The 23,640-nt window shown below is 70.4% G+C and carries 23 protein-coding genes and 1 pseudogene; 13 read left to right on the top strand and 11 right to left on the bottom strand.

Features of this window, described 5'->3' with window-relative positions:
- Window positions 1-2: 2 nt before the first annotated feature.
- Together J7495_RS18535 and J7495_RS18530 are read right to left on the bottom strand one after the other, a co-directional pair.
- Window positions 3-620 (bottom strand): response regulator, encoded by a 618-nt coding sequence (locus tag J7495_RS18535; protein WP_294058408.1) that lies wholly within the window; start codon window positions 618-620, stop codon window positions 3-5.
- Window positions 617-3,271, bottom strand: coding sequence for a PAS domain S-box protein (locus J7495_RS18530; protein WP_294058407.1), 2,655 nt, complete (start codon window positions 3,269-3,271; stop codon window positions 617-619). The genes J7495_RS18535 and J7495_RS18530 overlap by 4 nt, the downstream gene beginning before the upstream one ends.
- A gap of 272 nt (window positions 3,272-3,543) precedes the next feature.
- Between J7495_RS18530 and J7495_RS18525 the strand changes: the two genes are divergently transcribed.
- The 3 genes from J7495_RS18525 to J7495_RS18515 are packed head-to-tail and all read left to right on the top strand — an operon-like array spanning window position 3,544 to window position 6,649.
- Complete coding sequence (locus J7495_RS18525) at window positions 3,544-4,947, top strand: amidohydrolase (protein ID WP_294058428.1); 1,404 nt, start codon at window positions 3,544-3,546, stop codon at window positions 4,945-4,947.
- The gene (locus J7495_RS18520; protein WP_294058406.1) at window positions 4,947-6,254 is read left to right on the top strand and encodes an amidohydrolase family protein; all 1,308 of its coding nucleotides are present in this window, start codon (window positions 4,947-4,949) and stop codon (window positions 6,252-6,254) included. The genes J7495_RS18525 and J7495_RS18520 overlap by 1 nt, the downstream gene beginning before the upstream one ends.
- A 50-nt stretch (window positions 6,255-6,304) precedes the next feature.
- A complete protein-coding gene (locus J7495_RS18515) occupies window positions 6,305-6,649 on the top strand; it encodes a hypothetical protein (protein ID WP_294058405.1) in 345 nt (114 codons plus the stop codon).
- Window positions 6,650-6,872: 223 nt separating this feature from the next.
- Here the strand turns inward: J7495_RS18515 and J7495_RS18510 are convergent, their stop codons facing one another.
- On the bottom strand, window positions 6,873-9,359 hold the full coding sequence (locus tag J7495_RS18510; protein WP_294058404.1) for an alkaline phosphatase PhoX: 2,487 nt from the start codon (window positions 9,357-9,359) through the stop codon (window positions 6,873-6,875).
- Window positions 9,360-9,532: 173 nt separating this feature from the next.
- On the opposite strand from J7495_RS18510, the gene J7495_RS18505 reads away from it, so the two are divergent.
- Genes J7495_RS18505 through J7495_RS18495 form a run of 3 tightly spaced genes read left to right on the top strand, consistent with a single transcriptional unit; the run spans window position 9,533 to window position 10,985 of the window.
- The gene (locus J7495_RS18505; RefSeq protein ID WP_294058403.1) at window positions 9,533-10,123 is read left to right on the top strand and encodes a hypothetical protein; all 591 of its coding nucleotides are present in this window, start codon (window positions 9,533-9,535) and stop codon (window positions 10,121-10,123) included.
- Window positions 10,120-10,566 carry a hypothetical protein gene (locus J7495_RS18500; protein WP_294058402.1) on the top strand — a complete coding sequence of 149 codons (447 nt, stop codon included), beginning with the start codon at window positions 10,120-10,122 and terminating at the stop codon, window positions 10,564-10,566. The genes J7495_RS18505 and J7495_RS18500 overlap by 4 nt, the downstream gene beginning before the upstream one ends.
- Window positions 10,563-10,985 carry a hypothetical protein gene (locus J7495_RS18495; protein ID WP_294058401.1) on the top strand — a complete coding sequence of 141 codons (423 nt, stop codon included), beginning with the start codon at window positions 10,563-10,565 and terminating at the stop codon, window positions 10,983-10,985. The genes J7495_RS18500 and J7495_RS18495 overlap by 4 nt, the downstream gene beginning before the upstream one ends.
- A gap of 130 nt (window positions 10,986-11,115) precedes the next feature.
- Here the strand turns inward: J7495_RS18495 and gspD are convergent, their stop codons facing one another.
- The 5 genes from gspD to gspG all read right to left on the bottom strand — a co-directional run bounded on the left by gspD (window position 11,116) and on the right by gspG (window position 15,464).
- A complete protein-coding gene (gspD, locus tag J7495_RS18490; RefSeq protein WP_294058400.1) occupies window positions 11,116-13,191 on the bottom strand; it encodes a type II secretion system secretin GspD in 2,076 nt (691 codons plus the stop codon).
- A 19-nt stretch (window positions 13,192-13,210) separates the two neighbouring features.
- Window positions 13,211-14,005 (bottom strand): type II secretion system protein N, encoded by a 795-nt coding sequence (locus J7495_RS18485; protein WP_294058399.1) that lies wholly within the window; start codon window positions 14,003-14,005, stop codon window positions 13,211-13,213.
- Window positions 14,002-14,361 carry a type II secretion system minor pseudopilin GspI gene (gspI, locus tag J7495_RS18480; RefSeq protein WP_294058427.1) on the bottom strand — a complete coding sequence of 120 codons (360 nt, stop codon included), beginning with the start codon at window positions 14,359-14,361 and terminating at the stop codon, window positions 14,002-14,004. The genes J7495_RS18485 and gspI overlap by 4 nt, the downstream gene beginning before the upstream one ends.
- 134 nt (window positions 14,362-14,495) lie before the next feature.
- Window positions 14,496-14,999 carry a prepilin-type N-terminal cleavage/methylation domain-containing protein gene (locus J7495_RS18475; RefSeq protein WP_294058398.1) on the bottom strand — a complete coding sequence of 168 codons (504 nt, stop codon included), beginning with the start codon at window positions 14,997-14,999 and terminating at the stop codon, window positions 14,496-14,498.
- 3 nt (window positions 15,000-15,002) lie between these two features.
- Window positions 15,003-15,464 carry a type II secretion system major pseudopilin GspG gene (gene gspG, locus J7495_RS18470; protein WP_294058397.1) on the bottom strand — a complete coding sequence of 154 codons (462 nt, stop codon included), beginning with the start codon at window positions 15,462-15,464 and terminating at the stop codon, window positions 15,003-15,005.
- 4 nt (window positions 15,465-15,468) lie between these two features.
- Between gspG and gspL the strand changes: the two genes are divergently transcribed.
- The 4 genes from gspL to J7495_RS18450 all read left to right on the top strand — a co-directional run bounded on the left by gspL (window position 15,469) and on the right by J7495_RS18450 (window position 20,008).
- Window positions 15,469-16,608, top strand: coding sequence for a type II secretion system protein GspL (gene gspL, locus J7495_RS18465; protein ID WP_294058396.1), 1,140 nt, complete (start codon window positions 15,469-15,471; stop codon window positions 16,606-16,608).
- Window positions 16,605-17,114, top strand: a complete 510-nt coding sequence (locus tag J7495_RS18460) for a type II secretion system protein M (protein WP_294058395.1) — start codon at window positions 16,605-16,607, stop codon at window positions 17,112-17,114. The genes gspL and J7495_RS18460 overlap by 4 nt, the downstream gene beginning before the upstream one ends.
- Complete coding sequence (gene gspE / locus J7495_RS18455; RefSeq protein ID WP_294058394.1) at window positions 17,111-18,604, top strand: type II secretion system ATPase GspE; 1,494 nt, start codon at window positions 17,111-17,113, stop codon at window positions 18,602-18,604. The genes J7495_RS18460 and gspE overlap by 4 nt, the downstream gene beginning before the upstream one ends.
- Before the next feature lie 177 nt (window positions 18,605-18,781).
- Window positions 18,782-20,008 (top strand): type II secretion system F family protein, encoded by a 1,227-nt coding sequence (locus J7495_RS18450; protein WP_294058392.1) that lies wholly within the window; start codon window positions 18,782-18,784, stop codon window positions 20,006-20,008.
- Between the two features lie 5 nt (window positions 20,009-20,013).
- On the opposite strand, the gene J7495_RS18445 is transcribed toward J7495_RS18450, so the two are convergent.
- The gene (locus J7495_RS18445) at window positions 20,014-20,265 is read right to left on the bottom strand and encodes a hypothetical protein (protein ID WP_294058390.1); all 252 of its coding nucleotides are present in this window, start codon (window positions 20,263-20,265) and stop codon (window positions 20,014-20,016) included.
- On the bottom strand, window positions 20,265-20,930 hold the full coding sequence (gspN, locus tag J7495_RS18440) for a type II secretion system protein N (protein WP_294058388.1): 666 nt from the start codon (window positions 20,928-20,930) through the stop codon (window positions 20,265-20,267). The genes J7495_RS18445 and gspN overlap by 1 nt, the downstream gene beginning before the upstream one ends.
- A gap of 50 nt (window positions 20,931-20,980) precedes the next feature.
- Here gspN and J7495_RS18435 point away from each other — a divergent pair, with 50 nt between their 5' ends.
- Genes J7495_RS18435 through J7495_RS18425 form a run of 3 tightly spaced genes read left to right on the top strand, consistent with a single transcriptional unit; the run spans window position 20,981 to window position 23,525 of the window.
- Window positions 20,981-22,018, top strand: coding sequence for a penicillin-binding protein activator (locus J7495_RS18435; RefSeq protein WP_294058387.1), 1,038 nt, complete (start codon window positions 20,981-20,983; stop codon window positions 22,016-22,018).
- On the top strand, window positions 22,015-22,647 hold the full coding sequence (locus J7495_RS18430) for a type II secretion system protein GspJ (protein WP_294058386.1): 633 nt from the start codon (window positions 22,015-22,017) through the stop codon (window positions 22,645-22,647). The genes J7495_RS18435 and J7495_RS18430 overlap by 4 nt, the downstream gene beginning before the upstream one ends.
- Window positions 22,644-23,525: a type II secretion system protein GspK gene (locus tag J7495_RS18425; protein WP_294058385.1), complete on the top strand. Its 882-nt coding sequence runs from the start codon at window positions 22,644-22,646 to the stop codon at window positions 23,523-23,525. Before J7495_RS18430 ends, J7495_RS18425 begins: the two co-directional genes overlap by 4 nt.
- A gap of 18 nt (window positions 23,526-23,543) precedes the next feature.
- On the opposite strand, the pseudogene J7495_RS18420 reads toward J7495_RS18425, so the two are convergent.
- Window positions 23,544-23,640: pseudogene (locus J7495_RS18420) on the bottom strand (IS5/IS1182 family transposase); the annotation flags it as partial.

The raw sequence follows: 23,640 nt of genomic DNA, 5'->3' as shown, positions 1-23,640 counted from the left end.
GGCTAGCTCCCTTCCGGGAACAGCCCCGCGGCGAAGGCGATGCGCAGCGCTTCCGACAGGCTGCGCACGTCGAGCTTGTCCATCAGGTTGGCGCGGTAGATCTCCACCGTGCGCGGGCTGATGTCGAGTTCATAGGCGATCACCTTGTTCGACCGGCCTTCGATAAGCCCCTTGAGCACATCGGTCTCGCGCGGGCTCAGCCGGTCGATCCGTGCCTTGGCCGCCTCGACCCGCGCCGACGCCTCGTTGTTGCGCTCGAGCTTGGCGAAGGCGTTGCCCACCACCTGGAGCAGCAGCTCGGCCTCATAAGGCTTCTCGATGAAGTCGAGCGCGCCCGCCTGCATCGCGCGCACCGCGAGCGAGACGTTGCCCTGGCCGGTGAGGATCACCGGGGCGAAGCCGCCGCGGGCCTTCAATTGCTGGAGCACGTCCAGGCCGGTCGAGCCGGGCATGTGGAAGTCGAGCAGGACCACGCCTGGCTCGAGCTCTTCGATGTCCTGCAGGAACGCGTCGCCCGAGCGGAAGCTTCGCACGACCATGTCGTTCTGCAGCGAGAGGAGACTGTGCAGCGACGCACGGACGGCGTCGTCGTCGTCAACGATGTAGATGGTCTTGATCATTCAGCCCCGTCCTCTCCCACGGTGGGCAAGGTGAACTTGAACACCGCCCCGCCTTCGGGACGGTTCCCTGCGCTCAAAATTCCCCCATGCGCTTCAATGATACGTTTGCTGATCGATAGTCCGATCCCCATTCCTGCCCCTGATCCTTTCGTTGAGGTAAAGCGATTGAAAATCTCGTCAAGGATCGCTTGCGGAATTCCGGGGCCTGAATCGGTTACCGAGATTTCCACCATGTCGTCCTCGATCATGCGCGAACCGATGATGATCTCGCGCTGATCGGGCGGAACCGTCTCGAGGATGTCGCGGGCATTGCGCAGCAGGTTCACCACGACTTGCTGGACCTGGATCCGATCGGCCAGCATCGTCTTCACTTCGGGATCGAGCGCATAGGTCACGCGGATGTGGAGCCCGCCGGTGCCGACGAACACCAGCTCGGCGGCGTCGCGCACTGTCTGCGAGACCGGTTCGGGACGCATCTCGACTTCGCCGCGCGTGGTGAAGTCGCGCAGCCGACGGATGATCTGGCCGGCACGCTGGGTCTGGTCCACGCTCATCTTGATCATCTCGGCGATCTGCCCGCGGTCCCCGTCGCGGTCGATCAGGATCCGGGCGGAAGCGAGGAAGTTGGCGATCGCGGAGAGCGGCTGGTTGAGCTCGTGCGCCATGTCGGCGGCGAGTTCGCTCATCGCGGTCTGGCGGGCGACGTGCGCGAGCTCGGTGTTGAGCTGGCCGAGCTTGGCTTCGGCGGCGACCCTTTGCGAAATGTCGCGGAAGAAGACGGTGTAGAAGGCCTCCCCGTCAATCAGCGCGAGGCCGACGCGATATTCGATCGGGAACTCGCGCCCGTCGGCGGCGAGGCCGATGCCGGTCATCAGCCGGCCGAGGATGCGCTCGTCGCGCTGCTTGATCGCGCGGTAGATCGCGCTCCAATAGCGCTTCCGCTCGGCCTCGGGCGTGAGCGTCTCGAGCCGAGTGCCGAGCACGTCGGCGGCGTGGTAGCCCCACATCGCTTCGGCGGCGGGGCTGAACTCGCGGATCACGCCGTCGTCGTTCACGCCGACGATCGCGTCGGGCACGGTCTCGATCACCGAGCGCAGCTGCGCCTCGCGCTGGCGGAGCGCTGCCTCGCGCTCCTCGCGCTCGGTCACGTCCGAGATTGCGCCGACGGAGCGGACGAGGTGGCCCTCGGCGTCGTAGAAGGCGCGCGAGCTGCCCTCGACCGCGCGGACGTTGCCGTTGGGCTCGCGGAAGCGGAAGCGGAAGCGGAACTTGTGCGACTGTTCGGCGATCGCCTTGGTGATCGTCTGGCTGATCTCCTCGCGATCCTCGGGCATCATCCGCTCGGCGAGCGCCGCCGCCGTGCCGAGATCGCCCGGCGCGAAGCCCAGCCGCTGCTCGGTGCCCGGCGACCAGTGCATCGCTTCGGTGCGCGGGTCCCATTCGAACACGCCGAGCTCCTGGATCGCCGCCGCCTCGGCGAGCCGGTCCTCGCTCGCCTGGAGCGCGGCGAGCACCGCGGCGGTCTGCGAGATGTCGCTCATGCTCAGCGCCAGCACGGGGTCGCGTCCCGACGCCTCGATCCGCTGGATGCGCTCGATCACGGTGATCTCGCGCCCGTCGTGGCGCGTCTCGACCAGTTCCTGCTCGTGCCGCTTGAGGTCGGGCGCGGCGAGGCCCTTGCTGCGCGAGCCGAGCAGCTCATATTTGCGCCGCCCCAGCGCTTCCTTGGCGGTCCAGCCGTAGAGCCGTTCGCAGCCGCGCGACCAGTGGAGGATCTCGCCGTCGAGCGTGGTGAGCGCGACATTGGCGTTGTCGAGCGCCTGGGTGAGCTCGCTCGCCGCCGCCTGGCCGCGCGCGAGCCGCGTCATCGCGCCATAGGCGACCAGCCCGATGATCAGGATGTTGCCGGTCACGATCGCGATCTGCCCGGCGAGCGGCAGCCGCTGGCTCGCGGGCACGATCAGCGCTGCGAGCAGGGTGGGGAAGAGCGGCAGCAGCAGAAGCAGCGGCAGCAGCACGCGCTCGGGCCGGAACTCGCGTTCGCGCGACAGCAGCCGCATCCAGCCGAACTCGATGTTCCAGGCGATGATCGACGCAGCGAGCAGCATCGCCGAGATCGCGCCGGGCAGCGAGTTGAAGGGGAGGGGGCCGCGGTCCTCGGCCGAGCTCAGCAGGATGAGCATCACTGCCGAGGCGCCGAGCGCCAGCGCACCGCTCGCGAACAGGCTGCCCAGCTCGTGGCGCATCCAGCGCTCGCGCTGGCTGGCGTAGCCGGAGAGGAGGAGAAGCACGACGGTCGAGCTCGGGCCCACGCCCGGCCGGCCGGGATGCGCTGCGATGCGCGTGCTCACTGCGTCGCCGAACAGCAGTCGGTCGAAGCCGGGATCGAGCCCCGTGAGATGCTCGGCAAGCGCGATCGCGGCGATCAGCGCGGGGACGATCCAGAGGTAGTTGGCGATGCGCGGCTCGCCCGCGATCAGCGCGAGGAAGCCCAGCGAGAGCATGAAATAGGCGATCGCGGTCCAGGGCCAGATCGGCAGGTCCGAATAGCCGAGCCCGGCGAGCACCGGTACGTCGGCGATCCAGCCGGCGAGGGGCAGCAGGCTGCACGCTCCCGCAGCCGCGGCAAAGCCTGTCGCGAGCCGTTTCACGGCCAGGGTCCGGCTCGTTCCGGCCGATTCCGTCGCAAGCTGCAAACGCAAGTTACCCAACCTCTCCGTTATGGAGAGAACCCAGCATAGCATCGCGCGAATCGCAGGGGAAAGCCGGTTTCGCCAGTTCGGCGCATTTCGCACCAAATCGTCCCCGTTCTGGTGGCGCATCTTGCCAAAGCGGCGGGTTGAAGCGATCACGGAAGGATCCAGGCGCGCGGGGGAAGCGCGCGAGCGATTCCAGGGAGATGCGCTTGAGACGAACGATGCTGATGCTGGGCGCCGCGGCCGTGGCGCTCGCAGGCTGCACCACGGGGAGCCCGCCGCCCCAGACCGCCTCGTCCGAACCGGCCGCCAAGGGCCCGGGCATCGGCAAGGGCTATAGCCACGATCCCTACCCCTCGACCTACAAGCCCTATCCGGGCGTGCCGACGCTGCTCACCAACGTCACCATCTTCGACGGCGAGGGTGGGCGGATCGACGGCGGATCGGTGCTGTTCAGGGACGGCAAGATCGCTGCGGTCGGCAGGGACCTCGCGCCCGAGGCCGGCACCACGGTGATCGACGGCACGGGCAAGTATGTCACCCCCGGCATCATCGACATCCACAGCCACCTGGGCGACTATCCCTCGCCCGGCGTCCAGGCCAATTCGGACGGCAACGAAGCGACTTCGCCCGTCACTGCCGACGTCTGGGCCGAACACAGCGTCTGGCCGCAGGACCCCGGCTTCGGCCGCGCGCTGGTCAACGGCGGCGTCACCACGCTCCAGATCCTCCCCGGCTCGGCGAACCTGTTCGGCGGCCGCTCGGTGGTGATCAAGAACGTCTACGCCCGCACCGTGCAGGCGATGAAGTTCCCCGGCGCGCCCTATGGCCTCAAGATGGCGTGCGGCGAGAACCCCAAGCGCGTCTACGGCTCCAAGGGCCGCGAGCCTTCCACCCGCATGGGCAACATCGCGGTCGATCGCGCCACCTGGGCGCGCGCGGTCGAATATGACCGGCGCTGGACCAAATATGAGGAGAAGGGCGGCGAACCCCCCAGCCGCGACATCGCGATGGACACGCTGCGCGGCGTGCTCGACGGCGAGATCCTGGTGCAGAACCACTGCTACCGCGCCGACGAGATGGCCATCGTCATGGATATGGCCAAGGAGTTCGGCTACCACGTCTCGGCGTTCCACCACGCGGTCGAGGCGTACAAGATCGCCGACCTGCTCAAGGCCAACAACACCTGCGCCGCGGTGTGGGCCGACTGGTACGGCTTCAAGATGGAAGCCTATGACGCCGTCCCCGAGAATCTCGCGATCCTCGAGAAGCAGGGCGCCTGCGCGATGATCCACTCGGACGACGAGAACGGCATCCAGCGGCTGAACCAGGAGATCGCCAAGGCGCGCCGCTCGGGCATCCGCGCGGGCTATGACATCCCCGAGGAGACCGCCTGGAAATGGGTGGCGATCAACCCGGCCAAGGCGCTGGGGATCGACAAGGTCACCGGCAGCCTCAAGCCCGGCAAGATGGCCGATGTCGTGCTCTGGAACGGCGATCCGCTGAGCGTCTATTCGCGCCCGCAGATGGTGTGGGTCGACGGCGCGCTGCTCTACGACGCCGCCAACCCGCGGCTCCGCCCGGTTTCCGATTTCGAGCTGGGCCAGCCCGGCGAGGGGGATGTGAAGTGATGACGAAGCTCCTTCTCGGCGCCGCATTCGGCGCGCTCGCGGTCGCCGTTCCGGCCGCGGCACAGGATGTCGCGATCACCAATGCGAAGCTCGTGATCGGCGACGGCTCCGCCCCGATCGACGGCGGCACCGTGGTCGTCCGCGGCGGCAAGGTCGTCGCGGCGGGCGCGGGCGTCGCGGTGCCCTCGGGCATCCGCACCGTCGACGCTGGCGGCAAATGGGTCTCGCCCGGCATCTTCGCCGGCTTCACCCGGCTCGGCATCGTCGAGGTCGACGGCGTCAACCAGACCAACGACGCCTCGGCGGGCCAGTCGCCCTTCCACGCCGCGATCGACGTCGCGCCGGCGGTCAACCCGCTCAACAGCCCGGTCGCGATCAACCGCGCCGAGGGGATCACCCGCGCCGTCGTCGCGCCCGACACCGCGGGCTCGATCTTCGCCGGCCAGGGCGCGATCATCGACCTCGGCGCCGATCGTGACGGGGTGAGCAAGGCGCAGGCCTTCCAGTTCATGGAATATGGCGAGAACGGCGCGCAGCTTGCGGGCGGCAGCCGGCCGGCTGCCTATGCGGCGATCAAGGACATCTTCTTCCAGGTCCGCGAATATGCCCGCAACCCGGGCCGCTTCCTCGACCGCGACAAGGATTCGATGCTCACGCGGGCCGACGCCGCGGCGCTGGTGCCGGTGGTCGAGGGGCGGATGCCGCTGCTCGTCCATGTCGAGCGCGCGTCGGACATGCTGGTGCTGATCGCGCTCAAGAAGGAGATGCCAGCGCTCAAGCTCGTCTTCGTCGGCGCGACCGAGGGCTGGACGGTGGCGAAGGAGATCGCCGCGGCGGGCGTGCCGGTGATCGCGACCGCGCTCAACGACCTGCCCGCTTCGTTCGAGCAGCTCGCTGCGACCCAGTCGAACATCGGGCGGATGAAGGCGGCGGGCGTGCTCGTCGGCATCGGCACGATCAACCAGGACGATCCGCGCCAGGCGCGCTGGGAGAAGCAATACGCCGGCAACCTCGTCGCGCTGACCAAGATGCCGGGCGCGACCGGGCTCGACTGGAACGCGGCGTTCGCGGCGATCAGCTCCAGGCCCGCCGAGGCGCTGGGGCTTGGGGGCGAGTTCGGCTCGCTCCGGCCCGGGCGGCACGGCGACGTGGTGATCTGGGACGGCGATCCGCTGGAGCTCGGCACCGCGGCGGTCTCGGTGTTCATCGACGGGGTCGAGCAGCCGCTCGCCACCCGCGCCACCAAGCTGCGCGACCGCTACTGGACGCCGCAGGAAGGCGCGCTCCCCAAGGCCTATCAGCGCTGAGGGGAACCGCGGCCGGTCGCGGCGATTGAGGACGGATGAGGAGAGGTTCGATGCGGATGATGCTGGCGGCGGGCGCCGCGCTGTTGATGCTCGGCGGGTGCGGCGGCGGCTCGGGCGGCGAGGCGCCGGCGGCGCAGGGCGTCGACCCGGCGAAGGTCGCCGCCGATCCGACGATCCAGAAGGTCCTCAAGATGAACGACCAGCAGCTCAAGGTGGTGCTGGTCCGCGCGATCATGGACGCGGGGATGAAGTGCGACGGCGTGACCAGCGCCGAGCGCCAGAAGGACCAGGCGGGGCTGCCGGCATGGCTGGCGCATTGCCGCGATGGGTCGAGCCACTTCGTGATCCTGGAACTCGATGGCGGCGCCAAGGTGCTGAGCCCCGCGGGAGCGTAACGCCGCAGCCTGATCGGCCCTCAACCCATCAGTCGTCATCCCGGCGAAAGCCGGGACCCAGGGTTGCGGAGGACATCGCTCGCGGCCCTGGGTGCCGGCTTTCGCCGGGATGACGGTTGAGGGAGCAGGGCGAACCGGGTCTTATAAGACGCTCAAACACAAACGCCGGGCGGGGTTTCCCCGCCCGGCGCCTGCTGTCCACGACCTTGGTGTCCGCCGCGCCTTACAGCGCGACGAGACCGCCGTCGTTCTTGGTGATCACCACCACCGCCGAGCGCGGGCGCACCGCGGCGCCGGCCGCGCCCGCCTGGCTGTCCGGCCAGTGGCTGGTCGGCGCCGCGGGAGTGCCGAGCTCGCCCGGGTGCTGGATGCCGACGAACAGCGTGCGGCCGTCCGGCGTCGTGTCCACGCCGGTGATCTCGCACTCGACCGGGCCGACCAGGAACCGCTTGAGGTTGGCCGCGGTCGGCGCCGCGCCGACGCGAGTCGCCTGGGGCGAGTCGACGCCGCCCGCCGTCCTGTTGGTGATCGTCCGTGCGCCGCCGTCGCCGACCGAGCCCGGCATCGCCGCGAGCATCATGCAGTTGGTGACGTCGGTGAAGGCGCTGTCGTCGGTCTGGAGCCACAACACCGGCTTGACGAGGCCCGCGGCGTTGCTCGAGCGGCTGAAGTACAGGCCGTCGGGGCTGGAGAAGTCCTGGTCGTTGGTGAGGCCCGAGACGTTGATGTTGGTCGCATCGAGGTCCGCGCCGGCGCCGAACAGGTAGATGTCCCAGGCGAAGCTCGTCGCTTCGGTGGTGTCGCCCGTCTCGCGGAGGCGGATGACATGGCCGTTGCGGTTGCCGCGCGAGGCGCTGGGCGGATCGACGTAGACGCGCGGGTTGGCCGCGTCGGTGCGGCGCTGGCTCGCGGTCGGCGTGTCGGCGGCGACGACGCGGTTGGCGTTGTTGGTGAGCGTCAGATAGACTTCGCCGGTGACCGGGTTGACCGCGGTCCACTCCGGACGGTCCATCGGCGTCGCGCCCACCGTGTCGGCGGCGAGGCGCGCGTTGACCAGCACATCGGCCTGGTTGGCGAAGGCATAGATGGCGTTGGCCGCGTCGACGCCGTTGGTGCCGAACACCAGCGGGAGCCAGCTGCCGGTGCCGTCGGCGTTGAACTTGGCGACGTAGAGCGTGCCGGCGTCCATATACTTGTCGCCGATCGACAGGCGGTCGGCGGCGCTGGCGTCGGCGGCGACCCAGGCGGTGTTCGAGACGAACTTGTAGAGATATTCGTTCACCGCGTCGTCGCCCATGTACCAGGCGGGCTTGCGGCCGGCGACGAACGCGCCCGGCCAGCAGCCCTCATGGCCGAGGCGGCCCAGCGCGGTTCGCTTGCGGGGATTTTTGGTTTTGTCATAGGGATCGATTTCGACGACCCAGCCGAAGTTGTTGGGTTCGTTGCGGAAATCATCGGTCGCGGTGGCGCCGGTCACGCGCGCGTCCCAGCGGCGGAACAACGTGTTGGTGCCGTCGGCGGGGACCACGGTCGACCAGCCGTAGTTGCCCGTCGCGTTGGTGACGCCGTAGCGGGTGAGTGCGGTCAGCTCCTTGGCGGTGCGGCCGGCGGTGTCGGCGCTGGCGCGGCGGAAATAGCCGGCCCAATTCTCTTCGCAGGTGATCGCGGTGCCCCAGGGCGTGGTGCCGTTGGCGCAGTTGTTGATCGTGCCGCGCGCGCTGTTGCCGGTCGACGACCAGGCGGTCTTGAGCAGGTCCGAGCCCTTGACCGGACCGCTGAAGTCGATCGTCGTGCTCGGCGTGATGCGGCGGTTGAAGCTGCTGGTGGCGTTCACCGTCCAGGCCCGGCCCGCGCCTTCGCTGGCTTCGGTGACGCTCACGCCATGGCATTCGATCTCCTTGAGCGCCTCGCCCTCGGGGCGTGCGCCGCCGACGGTGGTGGCGCCGGCGACGTGGAGATACTGCTGGTTGATGTTCTCATGGTTCTGCACGATCAGCCCGCGCGTCGAGCTGGTCGCGTCGCGCGTGCCGGCGGCATTCAGGCCATACCAGTAGAGCGCGTCGCCATGGTCGCCGATGCGGCCGGCGAAATTGGTGTCGGTGCCGTCGTTCTTGTACGCCGCCACGCCCGTGAGGATGGGATCGCCGGTGCGGTTGATCACCTGCACGGTATAGCCGGCAGGCACCGAGACGACATCGAGCTTGTTCTTAGCGACCGCCGTGAAGCCGAGCTCGGCCGGCGTGATCGAGACCGACACGGTGGTGGTGTTGGTCTGGTTGAGGTTGTCGATCGCGCTGAACTGGAAGGTCAGCGTCGTCGCGGCAGCGACGCTCGGCGCGATGAAGGTGGTGACGTTGCTGGCGGGCGCGCTCAGCGTCACCGCCGGGCCCGCGGTCTGCGTCCAGGCCATGCCGGTGACCGCGCTGTCGTCGGTCGCGGTGCCGGTGAGCGTCACGACGCGGCCCGAGCTGCTGTTCCCGCTCGCACTCGCCGAGACGGTGGGCAGCGCGTCGATCGTCTTCTTGTCGTCGCAGCCGGCGAGCAGGCCGCCGCCCAGCGTCGCCATCGCGATCGCGCCGGCGCCGGTGCGCAGCGTCTCGCGGCGCGAGAGGCGGCTCGCAACCATGTCGTTGAGCGAAAGGTTGTCGCTGCGGTTGGTATCGACGTCGCCGTCGGTATAGCCGAAGCCGATCGCGTTGGAGTCAGTCATGAAAAGGGCCCCTTCTCGCCGAGTCACTGCGATCTCGGTTCCTCGAGCCCTTGTGGGTGCTGGATGACGTGGGAATGGACGGAACGTTGCGCGAGGATGAAATCTGCGCGACTCTTTTGTGAAACGCCCGCCGGTCTTGCGTTGCGATGCGCTTGGCCTAAGCCCGGGGCGCGATGAGCGACGAAAGCGACACGCCGATGACGGAGGCCGAACCGGCGCCCGAGTCCGCGATTCAGGGTCCGGGCGCGAGCCTCGCTGCGCGGCTGGGCGAAGCGGTGCGGGGGTTCCGCGAGCGCGCCGCCGCGCCAGCGGAGCTGGCCCCGCCCGCGAGCCGGCGCGACTGGCTGGTCGCCGGCGCGGTCGCTGCGCTGATCGGGCTGGGGCCGGTGCTGACGATCGGCGGCGCGACGCTGCTCGCCGTCCGCGCGCGTGATGCTGCGAACGCCATCAACCAGCGCGCCGCGCCGACACTCGCCGCCGCGCGCCTCGCCGAGCAGGACCGTGCCGAGCTTGCCGCAGCAACGCGCCGCCCGGGCGTGGGCGCGGTGATCGAAGCGCTGGCGCGTGCGCTGCCGCCCGAAGCCTCGCTCAGCCGCGTCGGGCGGGGCGGCGACGGCCAGCTGCTGCTCGAGATCTCCTCGCCCGACCCCGACAAGCTGCGGGCGGCGCTGCGCCGCGAGCCGGTGTTGGCGGGCCTGCGCGACACCGGCCAGCGCCAGGGCGACGGCGCGATGGTCGTCCAGCTGCGCGAGAACGCGTCGTGAAGGTCCCGCCGCTCGCGGTCGGCGTCGGCGGCGGGTTGCTGCTCGTGCTGCTGCTCGCGCCCGCGACCGGCAGTGCGCTGGGCAGCCTCGCGGCGGCGCGCGCCGACGAAGCCAAGGCAACCGCCGCCGCGGCGCAGCGGCCGCCGGGCCCGCTGGTGGCGCAGGGCCTGGGCGCGGGCGACGATCCCGACCTGCTTGCCGAGCGTATCCGCCGTCGGGCGCATGACGCCGGGGTGCTGATCGAGCAGCTCCGCGCGAGCGCCGGTGAGGGCGGGCTGGTCCGCGTCCACCTCGCGGTGTCGGGGAGCGAGAAGGCTGTGGTGGCGCTCGCCGACGGGGTGGAGCGCGACGCGGTGTTGCTGCGCTTCACCCGCTGGGAGATCACGCCGGCGCAGGGCGGCAGCGTGCGGCTCACCGGCGATGCGGTGGCGGCGAAGCGATGATCGCGCGCCGGGAGATGATCGCGCTCGGCGCGGCGGGGCTGGTTACGCTGGCGATGCCCGCCGTGCTGCTGGCGCTCGGCGGCACCGAGACGCCTGCGCCCGCCACCGAAACGCGCGCCGCGCCGCTCGCACCGACTGCCGCGCCGCCGCTCGCCGCGGCGTTCGAGCGGCCGCTGTTCGCCGCCGCGCCCGATGCCTCGATCGAGCCCGACGCGCCTGGCGATGCGCCTGCGCTGATCGGCATCGTCGGCCGGCTCGACCAGGACGCCGTCGCGCTGGTCCGCGCGGCGGACGGCAGCAGCCGCACGCTCCACGTCGGCGACAGCGTCGACGGGTGGCGGCTGGAGAGCCTGGCGCTGGATGCCGCGTTCTTCACGCGCGGGAGCCAGAAGGCGCGGGTGCCGCTGCCGGTGGAGTGAAGGCGGCTCTCTCAAAGCCGTCATCCCGGCGAAAGCCGGCACCCAGGGTTGCGAAGGACGTCGCTCGTGGCCCTGGGTGCCGGCTTTCGCCGGGATGACGGTTAAAGGAACGCGAGCACGGAGACGCCCCTCAATAAATCCCGTCGATCTCCACCGTCAGCCGCGGCGCGGGGGGCTTGAGCAGCAGGCTGCGGGTCTTGCCCAGCTCGATCTCGTCGGCGCGGAGACGCGCGTATTTCGCCTTGGCGATCGCCTCGGCATCGTCGGTGTCGCGCAGGATCGTGGGCTTCAGGAACACGAACAGCGTGCGCTTGCTCCGAGACTCCCGCCGGCTCTTGAACAGCTCGCCGACGATCGGGATGTCGCCGACGATCGGCACCTGGCGCTTGGCCTCCATGTAATCGTCGGAGACCAGCCCGCCGAGCACGATCGTCTGGCCGTTGTCGGCGAGCACCGTCGTGTCGATCGAGCGCTTGTTGGTGATCAGGTCCGACGCCGACACCGTAAGCCCGGTCGCGATCGACGAGGCCTCCTGGCTGACCTCGAGCCGCACCACCTCGCCCGCGTTGATCCGCGGGATGATGCGCAGCGTGATGCCCACGTCCTGCCGGTCGATCGTGGTATAGGGCGTCGCATTGGTCGCGTCGGTGAGGATCGATCCGGTGACGAACGGCACCGTCTGCCCCACCACGATCTGCGCCGCTTCATTGTCGAGCACGGTCACCTGCGGCACCGACAGCAGGTTCGCCTTGCTCGAGATGCCGAGCGCCTGGACGAGCACCGAGAAATCGTCGGTCACGCGGACATTGGCGTTGAGCCCTTCGCCCAGCACCTTGCCCGCGGGCACGCCGAGCGCGGTCAGGATCGTGCCGAGCGACGGGCCGGGGCCGTTGCTGAACGAGGTGCCGACGCCGCTGACCTGCCCCAGCGCGACGCCGCCGGTGCCGAACTGGATGCCCAGCTGCTCGCCGTCGTCGCCGGTGATCTCGGCGATCGCGGCTTCGATCATCACCTGCGGGCGGCGCACGTCGAGATCGGTGATCAGCGGCTCGATCGAAGCGATCGCTGCGGGCGTGCCGCGGATCACGATCGCGTTGAGTTCGGGCGCGGGCTGGATGGTGAGGTCGGGCGTCGAGAAGCCCTGCGGGGTCGCGGCCGCGGTGCCGCCCTGCGCGAGGGGATTGGCCGCGCTTGCGCCCTGCGCGGTGCCGCTCAGCGTGCCCGCGTTGGTGACGGCCTGGGCGGCGTTGTAGGTCGCGTTGTTCGAGGCGAGCGAGGCGATCGGCGAATTCTGCCGGCTGTTGTTACTTGGGAAGCGGCTGGCGAGCGAGCGAGCGACCGGGTTCTTCACCGAATCACCTTGGCCCAGGATGCCGCGCAGCACGTCGGTCACCGTCTCGGCATCGGCATAGCTCAGGCGGAACATCCGGGTGATCGGCGTGGCGCCGCCGGGCTTGTCCATGTCGGCGATGATGCGGCGCGCCTCGCTGACGGTGGAGGGCATGCCGCGCACGATCACCATGTTGCTGCGCGCGTCGAACGCCACGCGCACGCCTTCGCCGAGCACCGTGCTGAGCGACTGGGCGACGTCGGCGGCATTGCCGTTGCGCAGCGTCACGGTGGCATAGCTCGTGCCGCTGCCGGCATCGAGCTGGCGCGCGATCGCCTCGATACGGCGGACGTTGTCGCCGTAATCGGTGATGACGATGGCGTTGGGGCTGGTGAGCGGCTCGACGCTGCCGAAGGTCGCGACCAGCGGGCGGACGACGCGCGCGACATCGGCCGAGGGGACGTTCGACAGCCGCACCATCCGGGTGACCAGCTCCTGCCCCGCGACGCCGCGCGCCGGGGCCGAGGCCTCGCGCACTGCATTGGCGGCGGGGATCACACGCCAGGTCCGTCCGGTGCGCACCGCCGCCCAGCCGTTGGCGCGCAGCACCGACTGGAACAGCTCCCACACGCCCGCCGGCGTGAGCGGCGTCGACGAGGTGACCGTCACCGGGCCCTTCACCGCGGGGTCGAGGATCAGCGTACGCCCGGTGATCCGCGAGATCTGGTCGGCGACGTCGGCGATCTCCACCCCGCGCATGTTGATCACGACGTCGGCCGACTGGCCCGCTTCGGCAGGCGCGGCCTGGGCGAAGGCCGCGGCCGAATCGGTCAGTGCTGCGGCGAGCGCGAGCAGGGCGACAGTGGAGCGAATCATCGGTTGCACGCGTAGCCCTTTAGCGGATCGGGATGGTGAGCGTGAGGCGCTTGCCTCCGCGGAGGATCAGGATCGTGGCGCTGCCGCTCGACAGGGCGCCTTGGTAGGCGGCGGTCGCGGCGGTCTGGTCGCTGAGCGGCGTGCCGTTGATCGAGAGCAGCACGTCACCCGCGGCGAGCCCGCCCGGCGCATTGGCGCCGATGCGATAGCCGCCGTCGGCCTGGGTGGCGTTGAAGCGCTGGAGCAGGCTCGAGAGGTCGGGGCCGGTGCCTTGCGTCGGCGGCGCGCCGGGCGAGGGGACGACGGGCGCCGCGGCGGGCGGCGGGGCGTTGGGGCCAGCGGCAGCGGGCGCGGCGCCGGGCGTGGATGTCGGCGTGGGAGCAGGGAAGGTCAGATATTCGATCCGACCGGCGTTGTTGAGGATGACGCGGTCGCGCGCGATGCCCTGGATCGTCGCGCCGCCGACGTTCTGGCCGACGGTGAAGCTTGCGACCGGGCCGCCGCTCACCACGATGAACGCGCTCGAGAGGCTTGCCGGATTGGCGGCGACGATGCCCTTGAGCTCGAGCGGCAAGCTGGTCGGGGCGGTCGCCTCGCTGGTCTGTGACTGGCCGAAGAGGCCGAGCGCGGGGCCGGCGTCGGCGCTCGGCGCGCTCTTGCCCGAAGGCACGGTGATCGCGCCGGTGCCGGCATGGCCGGCGATCCGCCAGGTCAGCCCGGCAAGCGCGAAGGCGACCGAGATCACCACCGCGCCGGTCAGCAGGTCCAGCGCGGTGCGCGTCTGGCGCGGCGTGAGGCTGGGGAGACGGTTCATCGCTGCTTTCCGTCGACGAAGCCGACGATCGATGCAAGCGGCGTCGTTTCGCCGGCGCCATAGACCTCGACGCGCGCCTTCAGGATCTCGGGGTCGTCGGTGCGAACTTCGCTCACTGCGACGCGCCACTCCTGGCCCATCATCTCGACCTGCTGGCCGGCGCCCGAATCGAGCCCGAGGCGCAGCTCGGCGATGCGGTTCTCGGCGACCCAGGCGGCGGCGGCGCGGCGCTCGAGCCCGCGGGTCGAATCGATGTGCGATTCGACCGTGCGCGTCAGCCCCACCGCCGCGATCGCCAGGATCGCGAGCGCGACCATCGCTTCGACGAGGGAAAAGCCGGCGTCGCTTCCTTCCAGGGCATCATCAATTGTGCCGTCATCCCGGCGAAAGCCGGGACCCAGGGCAACAAGCCGAATCGCTCGTGGCCCTGGGTCCCGGCTTTCGCCGGGATGACGAAGGAGGGCGGGATGACGGATGAAGGGAAGGGCGTTCATACCTGCCCCGGCAGCTTCTCGCCGGGCTTCATCGGCGCGACCTCGGCGTTCATCCCGTCATAGGTCACGCGCCAGCGCTGGCTGCCGCTCTCGACCGTGGCGTTGAGCAGCATGCCATTGCCGTCGATCCCCAGCACGATCGGCGGCTTGAGGTCGATCGTCATCACCATGCCGCCGGGGAGCTGGTGATAGGCGAAGCCCGCGTCCTTGCGCGCCACCGGCACGCCGTCGCGATAGGCCGCGAAGCCATAGCCGTGCGGATCGACGGTGAAGGCGACCATCCGGTCGCCGAGCATCGCATCGTCGCCTGCCGCCTGGAGCCGCTCGCCGAGCCGCCGCGCCTCGCTCTCGACCGAGGGCGCGCGCGTGACCGCGCCGATCCCGAGCGCGGTGGCCCCGGCCGCGACGGCGATGATCGCGAGCACGACCAGCATCTCGACCAGCGTCAATCCGGCCTCGCCGGCGCGGACGCCGCGATTCGAGAGGCCGGCCGCGCGCAAGCCTCAGCCCTTCTGCGTCAGGTCGGCGTCGATGCCTTCGCCGCCGGGCTTGCCGTCGCGGCCGAGCGACTTGAGCTCGAAGCCCTCGGGCCCCGCCGTGTAGACATAATCGTGGCCCCAGGCGTCGACCGGCTTCTCGGAGAGATAGCCGCCCTGCGGCCAGCTCTGCGGCGCCGGTTGGGTCTGGGCGCGCTCGACCAGCGCCTTCAGCCCCTGCTCGGTCGAGGGGTAGAAGCCGTTGTCGAGCCGATACGTCTTGAGCGCGGTGGCGAGCGTGGCGAGGTTGCTCTTGGTCGTCGTCACCCGCGCCTCGTCGGGCTTGCCGATGACGTTGACCACGATGAGCGTGGAGACGATACCGATGATGACCAGCACGATCATCATCTCGATGAGCGTCAGCCCCGCCTCCCCATGGCCGATCCGGCCTTGCGTCCGCGGAGCGTGACTGTCACAGGATTGTTTCATAACTATGCGCATCCGGCAGCCCATGCGTGCTCCCCATGAAAGCAATGTGACAACCATGCGTCGCGAATCGGACTCGCGCGCCGGCGGTGTCTGGTCCTTCTCAGGCAGCGGCGTGATCTTAGCGGACCCGGAGGGACCCGCAACCTTGCTGGTCCCCACCGAGCAGGTGTTGCTGCTCGCGGTCGAGCTGCCGCTGAAGAGCCACGCCAGGCGGCTCGCCGCGCTGCCCTATGCGGTCGAGGACCGAATCGCCGATCCGGTCGAGGCGGTCCACCTCGCCTTGGGCGCGCCGCTGGGCGATGATCGCTATCTTGTCGGCGTCGTCCGCCACGACGTGATGGCGCGCTGGGTCGAGGAAGCCGAGGCCGAAGGGCTGGGCCGCGCGGCGATGGTGCCCGATGCGCTCACCGTGATGTGCGCCGCCGAGGGCGGGTGGAACGTCGACCTCGCGCGCGGCCGCGCGCTGGTCCGCAGCGGCGACGGCACCGGCTTCGCCTGCTCCGAATCGCTGCTCCGCCCCGCCTGGGAAGCCGCGGGCCGCCCGCCGGTCCACAGCTATGGCGAGCCGCTCTCGCCCGACATCCAGTCGAGCGCGAGCCGGACCGAGCAGGACCAGCTCCACCTGATCCTCGCCTCCTACGACCTCGACCTGCGCCAGGGCCGCTATGCGCGCCGCGCCGCACCGGTGAACAACGTTTGGCGCCGGCTCGGCTGGATCGTCGCGGCGGGCGTGGCCGCGCACGTGCTGATCGCCGCCGCCGACACCGTCGCGCTCGGGATGATCGCCGACCATCGCGCCCGCGAGACCAAGGAGCTCATCGCCACCCTCGGCGGCCCCGCCGATGCCGATCCCGCCAGCGTGGTCGGCGCGATCCAGCCGAGCGGCGGTGGCGGCGGTGCCGACCTCACCCCCGGCAGCTTCGTGCCGCTCGTCTCGCGCGTCGCCGCGGCGATCCGACCCTTCGGCAATGCGTTCACCGTGCGCACCGTCGACTATCAGGCGAACAGCATCACCATGGACCTCGATTCGGCCGACCCCGCGCTCGCCCCGCGCATCCTTGCAGCATTGCAGGGCGCGCGGCTCAAGGCGAGCGTCAACCCGGGCCCGACCGGCGGCCTGCGCATCACCGCGAGCGTGGCATGAGCGGCGGCTTCCTCAGCACCTCGCGCGTCGAGGCGGCGATCGCCGGGTTCGACGGCTGGTGGCGCGGGCGCAGCCGCCGCGAGCAGATCCTGTTCGCCGCCATGGCCGCGCTGATCTTCGGCGTCGTGCTCGTCTATGGCGTGATCATGCCCCTCCAAGCCGCGCGCGCGCAGGCCTTCGCCGACATCCGCACCTATGAGACCTACAGCGCCCGCCTGCGTGCCGCCGGCAGGATCGAGCCCGCCGCTGCGGCGCAGCCCGCGACGCCGCGCACCGGGACGCCGCAGCAGGTCGTCAGCGATTCGGCCGCGGCCTATGGCTTCATCCCCAAGGTCGAGGCCGTCGGCGCGGGGGTCAAGGCGATGATCGCCGAAGCCAATTACGATGCGGTGATCAACTGGCTTTCCGACCTCGGCCGGACGAGCAGCCTGCGCATCCAGCGCGTCTCGATCCAGCGCCTCGCCGCGCCGGGCCGCGTGAGCGCCACCGTGGAATTCGCATCGTGAACGAGAGCACTGCCGTCCACCCTGAGGAAAGCGCGCTCCCCGCGCTGCCCTATGCCTTCGCGCGCCGCCAGGGGGTGCTGCTGCGCGCCGCCGACGGCGCGATCGAGTGCGTCCACCGCACCGACGCGCCGCTCGATGCGCTGATGGAGGTCCAGCGCGTCGCTCCCGGCGCGCGGCTGGTGCGGGTGAGCGACACCGACTTCGACGCCGCGCTCAGCGCCGCCTATTCGGGCAGCGCCGGCGCCGCCGCCGACCTCGACCTTGGCGACATGGACCTCGCCGCGCTCGCCGACAGCGTCGCCTCGGTCGACGATCTGCTCGACAGCCGCGACGATTCGCCGGTGATCCGCCTGATCAACGCGCTGCTGCTCGAGGCCATCCGCGAAGGCGCCTCGGACGTCCATGTCGAGACGCAGGAGAAGCGCCTCGTCGTCCGCTTCCGCATCGACGGGGTGCTGCGCGACGTGCTCGAGCCGCGCCGCGAGCTCGCGCCGCTGCTCGTCAGCCGCATCAAGGTGATGGCCAAGCTCGACATCGCCGAGAAGCGCATTCCGCAGGACGGCCGCGTGACCTTGCGCATCGGCGGCCATATCGTCGACGCGCGCGTCTCAACCATCCCGACCCAGCACGGCGAGCGCGTGGTGATGCGCCTGCTCGAGAAGGGCTCGATGCGGCTCGACATGGAAGTGCTGGGCATGAGCGCGCGCGACCGCGAGGTGTTCACCCGGCTGCTCGAGCGCCCGCACGGCATGCTGCTCGTCACCGGCCCCACCGGCTCGGGCAAGACGACGACGCTCTATGCCGCGCTCAACCGGCTGAACGACCGCAAGCGCAACATCATGACCGTCGAGGATCCGATCGAATATGAGCTGCCCGGCATCGGCCAGACCCAGGTCAACCCGCGCACCGACCTGACCTTCGCCCGCGGCCTGCGCGCGATCCTGCGTCAGGACCCCGATGTCATCATGGTCGGCGAGATCCGCGATCAGGAGACCGCGCAGGTGGCGGTGCGCTCGTCGATGACGGGGCATTTCGTGCTCTCGACGCTGCATACCAACAGCGCGGTGGGCTCGGTGACGCGGCTGATCGACATGGGGGTGGAGCGCTATCTCCTCGCGCCGATGGTGGTGGGGCTCTGCGCGCAGCGGCTGGTGCGCAAGCTCTGCCCGGAGTGCCGCCGCGAGGACACGGCGAACGAAGCCGATTCGGTGCTGCTCGGCGGCGCGCTCAAGCCGGGCAAGAAGCTCTGGCGTGCCGTGGGCTGCCCGAGCTGCAACGGCGAAGGCTATCGTGGGCGCGCGGGACTCTACGAAGTCGTCGCGGTCGACGAGGGCTTCCAGAAGCTGGTCCACGACGGTGCCTCGGAAGCCGAGCTCGAGGCCGCGGCGCGCAAGGCGGGGCCCAGCCTGCTCGACGACGGGCTGGCCAAGGTGAAGTCGGGGCTGACCACGGTAGACGAAGTGGCGCGCGTGGTGCGGGATGAGGCTTGAAACCCTCGCTCCTGTCGCGCCGACCTTGGGCGCTTCATCGATCGTGGGGCCGGTCTGGCCATCCCGCAACCGTCATCCCGGCGAAAGCCGGGACCCAGGGCCGCGAGCGATGACCCTTGTTGCCCTGGCTCCCGGCTTTCGCCGGGATGACGCATTATTCGAGGGCAGGGGACGCTAATGCCCGCCTACGCCTACAAGGCCGCCGATCGCGCCGGTACCCAGCGCAAGGGCGTGATCGAGGCGTCGTCGCCCGCCGCGGCGCGGGCGTTGCTGCGCGAGCAGGCGCTGCTGCCGCTCTCGGTCGAGGCGGCGCGCGAGGGCGGCGTTTCGCTCGCGGGGCTCACGCTGCCCAGCCTCAGGCGCCAGGGCATCTCCTCGCGCCACCTCGCCACCGTCACGCGTCAGATCGCCACGCTCGTCGGCTCGGACATTTCGATCGAGGAATCGCTCCGCCTCGTCGCGACTCAGTCCGAGCAGGCGCCGGTGAGCGCGCTGCTGCTCGACGTGCGCGGCGCGATCCTCGACGGGCGCAGCTTCGCCGCGGCGCTCGGCCAGCATCCCAGGGCCTTCCCCGAATTCTACCGCGCTTCGGTCGCCGCCGGCGAAGCCTCGGGCAAGCTGCCCGACGTGCTCGAGCATCTCGCCGACTATGTCGAGACGCGCCAGGCCAATGGCCAGAAGCTCCAGCTCGCCCTGCTCTATCCCGGACTGCTCGCGCTGGTGTCGCTCGGCATGATGGTGCTGCTGATGGTCTATGTCGTGCCCGACATCGTGAAGGTGTTCGTCTCGCGCGGCGCCGACCTGCCGTTCCTCACCCGCGCGCTGATCGCGATGAGCTGGTTCCTCCAGAATTTCGGCCTCTACCTGCTGCTCGCGATCGGGGTGCTGTTCTTCGGCTTCGAGCGCTGGCGGCGCGTGCCGGCGAACCAGCTCCGCCTCCACCGCGCCTTCACCGAGCGCCGCCCGATCCGCCGCTTCAGCCGTCAGTACAACGCCGCGCGCTTCGCGAGCAGCCTCGCGACGCTGGTCGGGAGCGCCGTGCCGCTGGTCGAGGCGCTGCGCGCCGCCGCCGCAGTGACCCCCAACGTGTGGGTGCGCGAGCGCGCGCTCCACGTCGAGCAGCGCGTCCGCGAGGGCGTGAGCCTGCGCGCGGCAATGGCCGAGGCGGAGGTCTTCCCGTCGATGCTCGTCGCGCTGGTGGCTTCGGGCGAGAGCTCGGGCAAGCTCGCGCCCGCGCTCGACCGCGCCGCCAACGAGCTCCAGCGCGAGCTGGACGCGCTCGTCGCCGCGCTGGTCGCGCTGGTCGAGCCGCTGGTGCTGCTGGTGATGGGCGGGCTGGTGCTCACGATGGTCCTCGCGATCCTGCTGCCGATCATCAATCTGAACAATTTGGTGGCGATGTAGCCTCGTCAGTCGGGAACGAAGAGTGCTGCGACCGTCAGCGCCACGCCGCCCACGGCGATGAACCAGCCCCAACGCCGGATCACCTTCGCGTTGCCGAGCCAGGGATAGGTGGTGAGCGCGCGTTGTTCCTCGAAGTAGGCGTCGTCGCCTTCCGCCTTTCGCCGTTCGATCCGGCGAACGGAGCGCTCCGCCGAAAGCGCTATCGCGAGCCCCGACGCGGCGATGCCAAGCCCCAGGAGAAAGCTCCGCCCGGCCATCAAAGCGCCGCCTGAACCTTCGCCCCCGCGGGCGGTGCCCCCAGGAACGGCAGCATCGAGGCGCCTTCGGGCGTCACCGTGATCGTCATCGCGCCGTCCTCGGCCATCGTCACGTCGATCAGCGTCTTGAGCCGCTGCGCCGACGGCGCCACGCGGATACGCGTCGAGTTGCCCGTCTTCTCGGCGGTGAGCAGCAGCGAGGGCACCGCAGTCGCAACGCCGCCCGACTTGGGCTGGCAGCTGCCCGGATCGCTCACCATCCGGCCCTGCATCATCTTGCCCGAGCCGCGCAGCACCACTTTCTCCATCTCGACCTGGCCGTTCAGATCGCAGGTGAAGGGCAGGGTGGGCTGGATCGCCTCGAGCAGCCGTGCCGGTGCGCTGCCGCTGACATGGTCGAAGCGCGTCGTCGAGAACCCCGCGAGCGCCTGGCCGCCGAGATCGGTATCCGGTCCCGCCGCCTTCCAGTCCGCCGCGAAGCCCAGCCCGAGCAGCGAGCGCAGCGGCGCCCAGTTCCAGCGCAGCGCCGATCCGCCCGCGATGCCGACCTCGCCGTTCCACACCGTGCCCGCCACGCCCGATCGCATCGTCGTGTTGCGGAACACCACGCTCGCCGGAATCGTCGCGACCAGCGCGACGGCATAAGCCGCTATCCCGAGTGCCACGAAGGCGATAAGACGCCGCCGTGCCTGCGATCGCGCATCTGGAGTCGGCAATGAAACGGCGGGATCTTCTGAAGCTCGTGCAGTCGGGCTTCGTGGCATCAGCCGCATCGGCAGCATTCCCTTCGCTTGCGTTCGCTGGTGGCGCGAAGCAGGACAAACGCCCGATCGCCCTGCTCGTGCCGCTCGCCGGCCCCCGCGCGCGGCTGGGGGAGAGCATGCGGCAGGCCGCCCTGCTCGCCGAAAACAGCGCGTTCGTCCAGTGCTATGACACCGGCGGCACCGCCAACGGAGCGGCGGCGGCGGCCGCGCTCGCGCTCAAGAAGGGGCCGGCGCTGATCCTGGGGCCCTTGCTCTCCGAGGAAGTGCCCGCGGTCGCCAGCACCGTCGCGGGGCGTGTGCCGGTCATTTCCTTCAGCAACGATTCGGTGCTCAAGGCGCCGGGCACCTGGATCTTCGGCATCACCGCCGGCCAGATGGCGAGCGCGGTGCTGCGCTACGCCCAGAGCCGCGGCGTGCGCAGCGTGATCGTGCTCGACGACGGCTCTCCCTGGTCGGCCGCCACCGCGCTCGCCGCCGGCCGGCTCGAGAGCGAGATCGGACTGCGCGTCAAGACGCTTGCGGTCGGCGCACCGCTTCCCGCCGAGGATGCCGCGCCCGACGCATTGCTCCTACCCGACAGCAGCACCGCGGTGCTCGCCGCCGCGAGCACGCTCAAGGCCGAGGGCACCCAGCTGCTCGGCACGCTCCAGGCGCTCGACAATCGCCCCGACGCACTCGCCGTGCTCGACGGCGCCTGGCTTGCAAGCCCGGATCCGAACGCCTTCGGCACCTTCGCGAGCGAATATGCCGCGCGAAACGGCGGCGCGCCGGGCGCGATCGCGGCGCTCGCCTATGACGCCGCCGGCATCGTCAACAAGCTGCGCGCCGACAACCAGCTGAGCGGCGAGGGGCTGCTCGCCAGCGCGGGCTTCCACTGCGTCACCGGCCCCGTGCGCTTCCGCACCGACGGCAGCGTCGCGCGCGACTTCGCGATCGTCGCGGCGCGCCAGACCGGATACGAGACCGTGGCGGTGAGCTCCGGGTCATGACCTCGGTGCCGCCCGGGCGGATGCCCGGCAATGGGGGCGACGAAGCGGGCTTCACGCTGATCGAAGTGATGATCTCGCTCGCGCTGTTCGGGTTGATCGCGGTCGCCGGGCTCGCGCTCGTCTCGGGCATCCTCAACGTCCGCGAGCATACCGAAGTGCGGCTCGACCGGCTCGGCCAGCTCCAGCGCGCGATGCTCGTGCTCGAGAACGACCTCGACCAGGTGACCAACGGCAAGATCGTGAGCGGCGGCACCGACATCGCCTTCACCCGTGTCGGCCCCGCGGCGGGCTCGGCGCCGGTCGAGGTGCGCTATGCCGTGGTCGGCGGCGCGCTGGTGCGGCTGATCGGCGCGCGCAGCCAGGTGCTGCTGCCCGGCGTGCAGGCGGCGCGCTGGCGCTTCTACGACCAAAGCGAATGGGCGAACGGCTGGCCGCGCGACGCCAGGCGGCCGGGGCTGTGGCCGCGCGCGATCGAAGTCCAGGTGGCGCTCGCCGGTTCGCCGGGCGGCACCTTGCGCCGCCTCGTCGAGCTGCCGGTCCAGGCCGTGCCGCCGCCCGAGCCGACCCCCACCGCTTCGCCTGCGCCGGGCGAGGGCAATGGCCCCGGACCGATCGGGCCGATCCGATGAGCCGCGCGCCGAAGCCGGGCGAGGAGGGGATGATCCTCGTCAACGTGCTGATGTTCGTCGCGATCGCGGCGGGGCTGGTGCTGCTGATGATCAACCGCGAGGAGCTGTCGCTCGACCGGGGCCTGCGCGTCCGCGAGGCGACGCGCGCGGTCTCGGCGATGCGCGGCGGCGAGCTCTCCGCGATCGTCGCGCTGCGCCGCGATGCGGTGCAGGCGCCGCAGGAGGATTATCCCGCCGAGGGCTGGGGGGCGATCACCGAGACCGGTGCGCCGATCGACGGCGGCACCTTCGACCTCGCCATTTCGGACGCCGAAGGGCGCTACAACATCAACAACGTCCGCTCGGGCGACGTCTCGGCGCTGCTCCAGTTCACCGCGATCGCCCGCTCGCTGGGGCTCGAGGATGCGCAGATCCAGCAGGCGGTGGCCTATGTCCGGCTCGCGGGGCCGATCAGCGACTTGCGCCCCGTGTCGCTCGCGGGGCTCGATGCCGAGGCGCTCGCGCGCTTCAACGCGATGGTGACCGCGCTGCCGACCGATACCACGGTCAACCTCAACGCGGCGAGCGAGCCGCTGCTCGCGATCCTGTTCAACGACGCCGACGTCGCGCACCGGCTGGTCGAGGTGCGCAAGCGCCAGGGGCATCTGTCGCCCAAGGACCTGCTCGACGCGAACATCTCGCTGCCCTGGGGCACGTCGTTCCGCTCGAACAGCTACTGGGTCCGCGCCCGCGCCACGATCGGGGGGACGTCGCAGCAGGAAGCGGTGCTGATCCTCCGCCGCAAGAGCGAAAAGGGCGACGTCGAAGCGGTGCCGGTCGCGCGCTGGCGCAATGCCGCGATCCCGGCGGAGGCGCCGGCGTTCGGGGAGAAGCGCTAGGCTGTAGTGACGATTTAATCATTTGAGCCATAGCATGATGCTGGCGAGCTTGATGAAGCCGAGGAAGTTGGCAGCGAGTTTATCGTATCTGGTGGCGATGCGTCGCCATTGCTTG

Origin of the sequence: Sphingomonas sp., from assembly GCF_017745215.1 — a bacterium.
Taxonomy (GTDB): Bacteria; Pseudomonadota; Alphaproteobacteria; order Sphingomonadales; family Sphingomonadaceae; genus Sphingomonas.
The sequence above is the reverse complement of the archived record's forward strand: the minus strand, read 5'-3'. Positions and strand labels throughout refer to the sequence as shown.

Coding starts and splice junctions, on each gene's coding strand:
- J7495_RS18535 (WP_294058408.1), bottom strand. CDS start 620: ATGATCAAGACCATCTACATCGTTGACGACGACGACGCCGTCCGTGCG.
- J7495_RS18525 (WP_294058428.1), top strand. CDS start 3,544: ATGCTGGGCGCCGCGGCCGTGGCGCTCGCAGGCTGCACCACGGGGAGC.
- J7495_RS18520 (WP_294058406.1), top strand. CDS start 4,947: ATGACGAAGCTCCTTCTCGGCGCCGCATTCGGCGCGCTCGCGGTCGCC.
- J7495_RS18515 (WP_294058405.1), top strand. CDS start 6,305: ATGCGGATGATGCTGGCGGCGGGCGCCGCGCTGTTGATGCTCGGCGGG.
- J7495_RS18510 (WP_294058404.1), bottom strand. CDS start 9,359: ATGACTGACTCCAACGCGATCGGCTTCGGCTATACCGACGGCGACGTC.
- J7495_RS18505 (WP_294058403.1), top strand. CDS start 9,533: ATGAGCGACGAAAGCGACACGCCGATGACGGAGGCCGAACCGGCGCCC.
- J7495_RS18495 (WP_294058401.1), top strand. CDS start 10,563: ATGATCGCGCGCCGGGAGATGATCGCGCTCGGCGCGGCGGGGCTGGTT.
- gspD (WP_294058400.1), bottom strand. CDS start 13,191: ATGATTCGCTCCACTGTCGCCCTGCTCGCGCTCGCCGCAGCACTGACC.
- J7495_RS18485 (WP_294058399.1), bottom strand. CDS start 14,005: ATGAACCGTCTCCCCAGCCTCACGCCGCGCCAGACGCGCACCGCGCTG.
- gspG (WP_294058397.1), bottom strand. CDS start 15,464: ATGAAACAATCCTGTGACAGTCACGCTCCGCGGACGCAAGGCCGGATC.
- gspL (WP_294058396.1), top strand. CDS start 15,469: ATGCGCATCCGGCAGCCCATGCGTGCTCCCCATGAAAGCAATGTGACA.
- J7495_RS18460 (WP_294058395.1), top strand. CDS start 16,605: ATGAGCGGCGGCTTCCTCAGCACCTCGCGCGTCGAGGCGGCGATCGCC.
- J7495_RS18450 (WP_294058392.1), top strand. CDS start 18,782: ATGCCCGCCTACGCCTACAAGGCCGCCGATCGCGCCGGTACCCAGCGC.
- J7495_RS18445 (WP_294058390.1), bottom strand. CDS start 20,265: ATGGCCGGGCGGAGCTTTCTCCTGGGGCTTGGCATCGCCGCGTCGGGG.
- J7495_RS18435 (WP_294058387.1), top strand. CDS start 20,981: ATGAAACGGCGGGATCTTCTGAAGCTCGTGCAGTCGGGCTTCGTGGCA.
- J7495_RS18430 (WP_294058386.1), top strand. CDS start 22,015: ATGACCTCGGTGCCGCCCGGGCGGATGCCCGGCAATGGGGGCGACGAA.
- J7495_RS18425 (WP_294058385.1), top strand. CDS start 22,644: ATGAGCCGCGCGCCGAAGCCGGGCGAGGAGGGGATGATCCTCGTCAAC.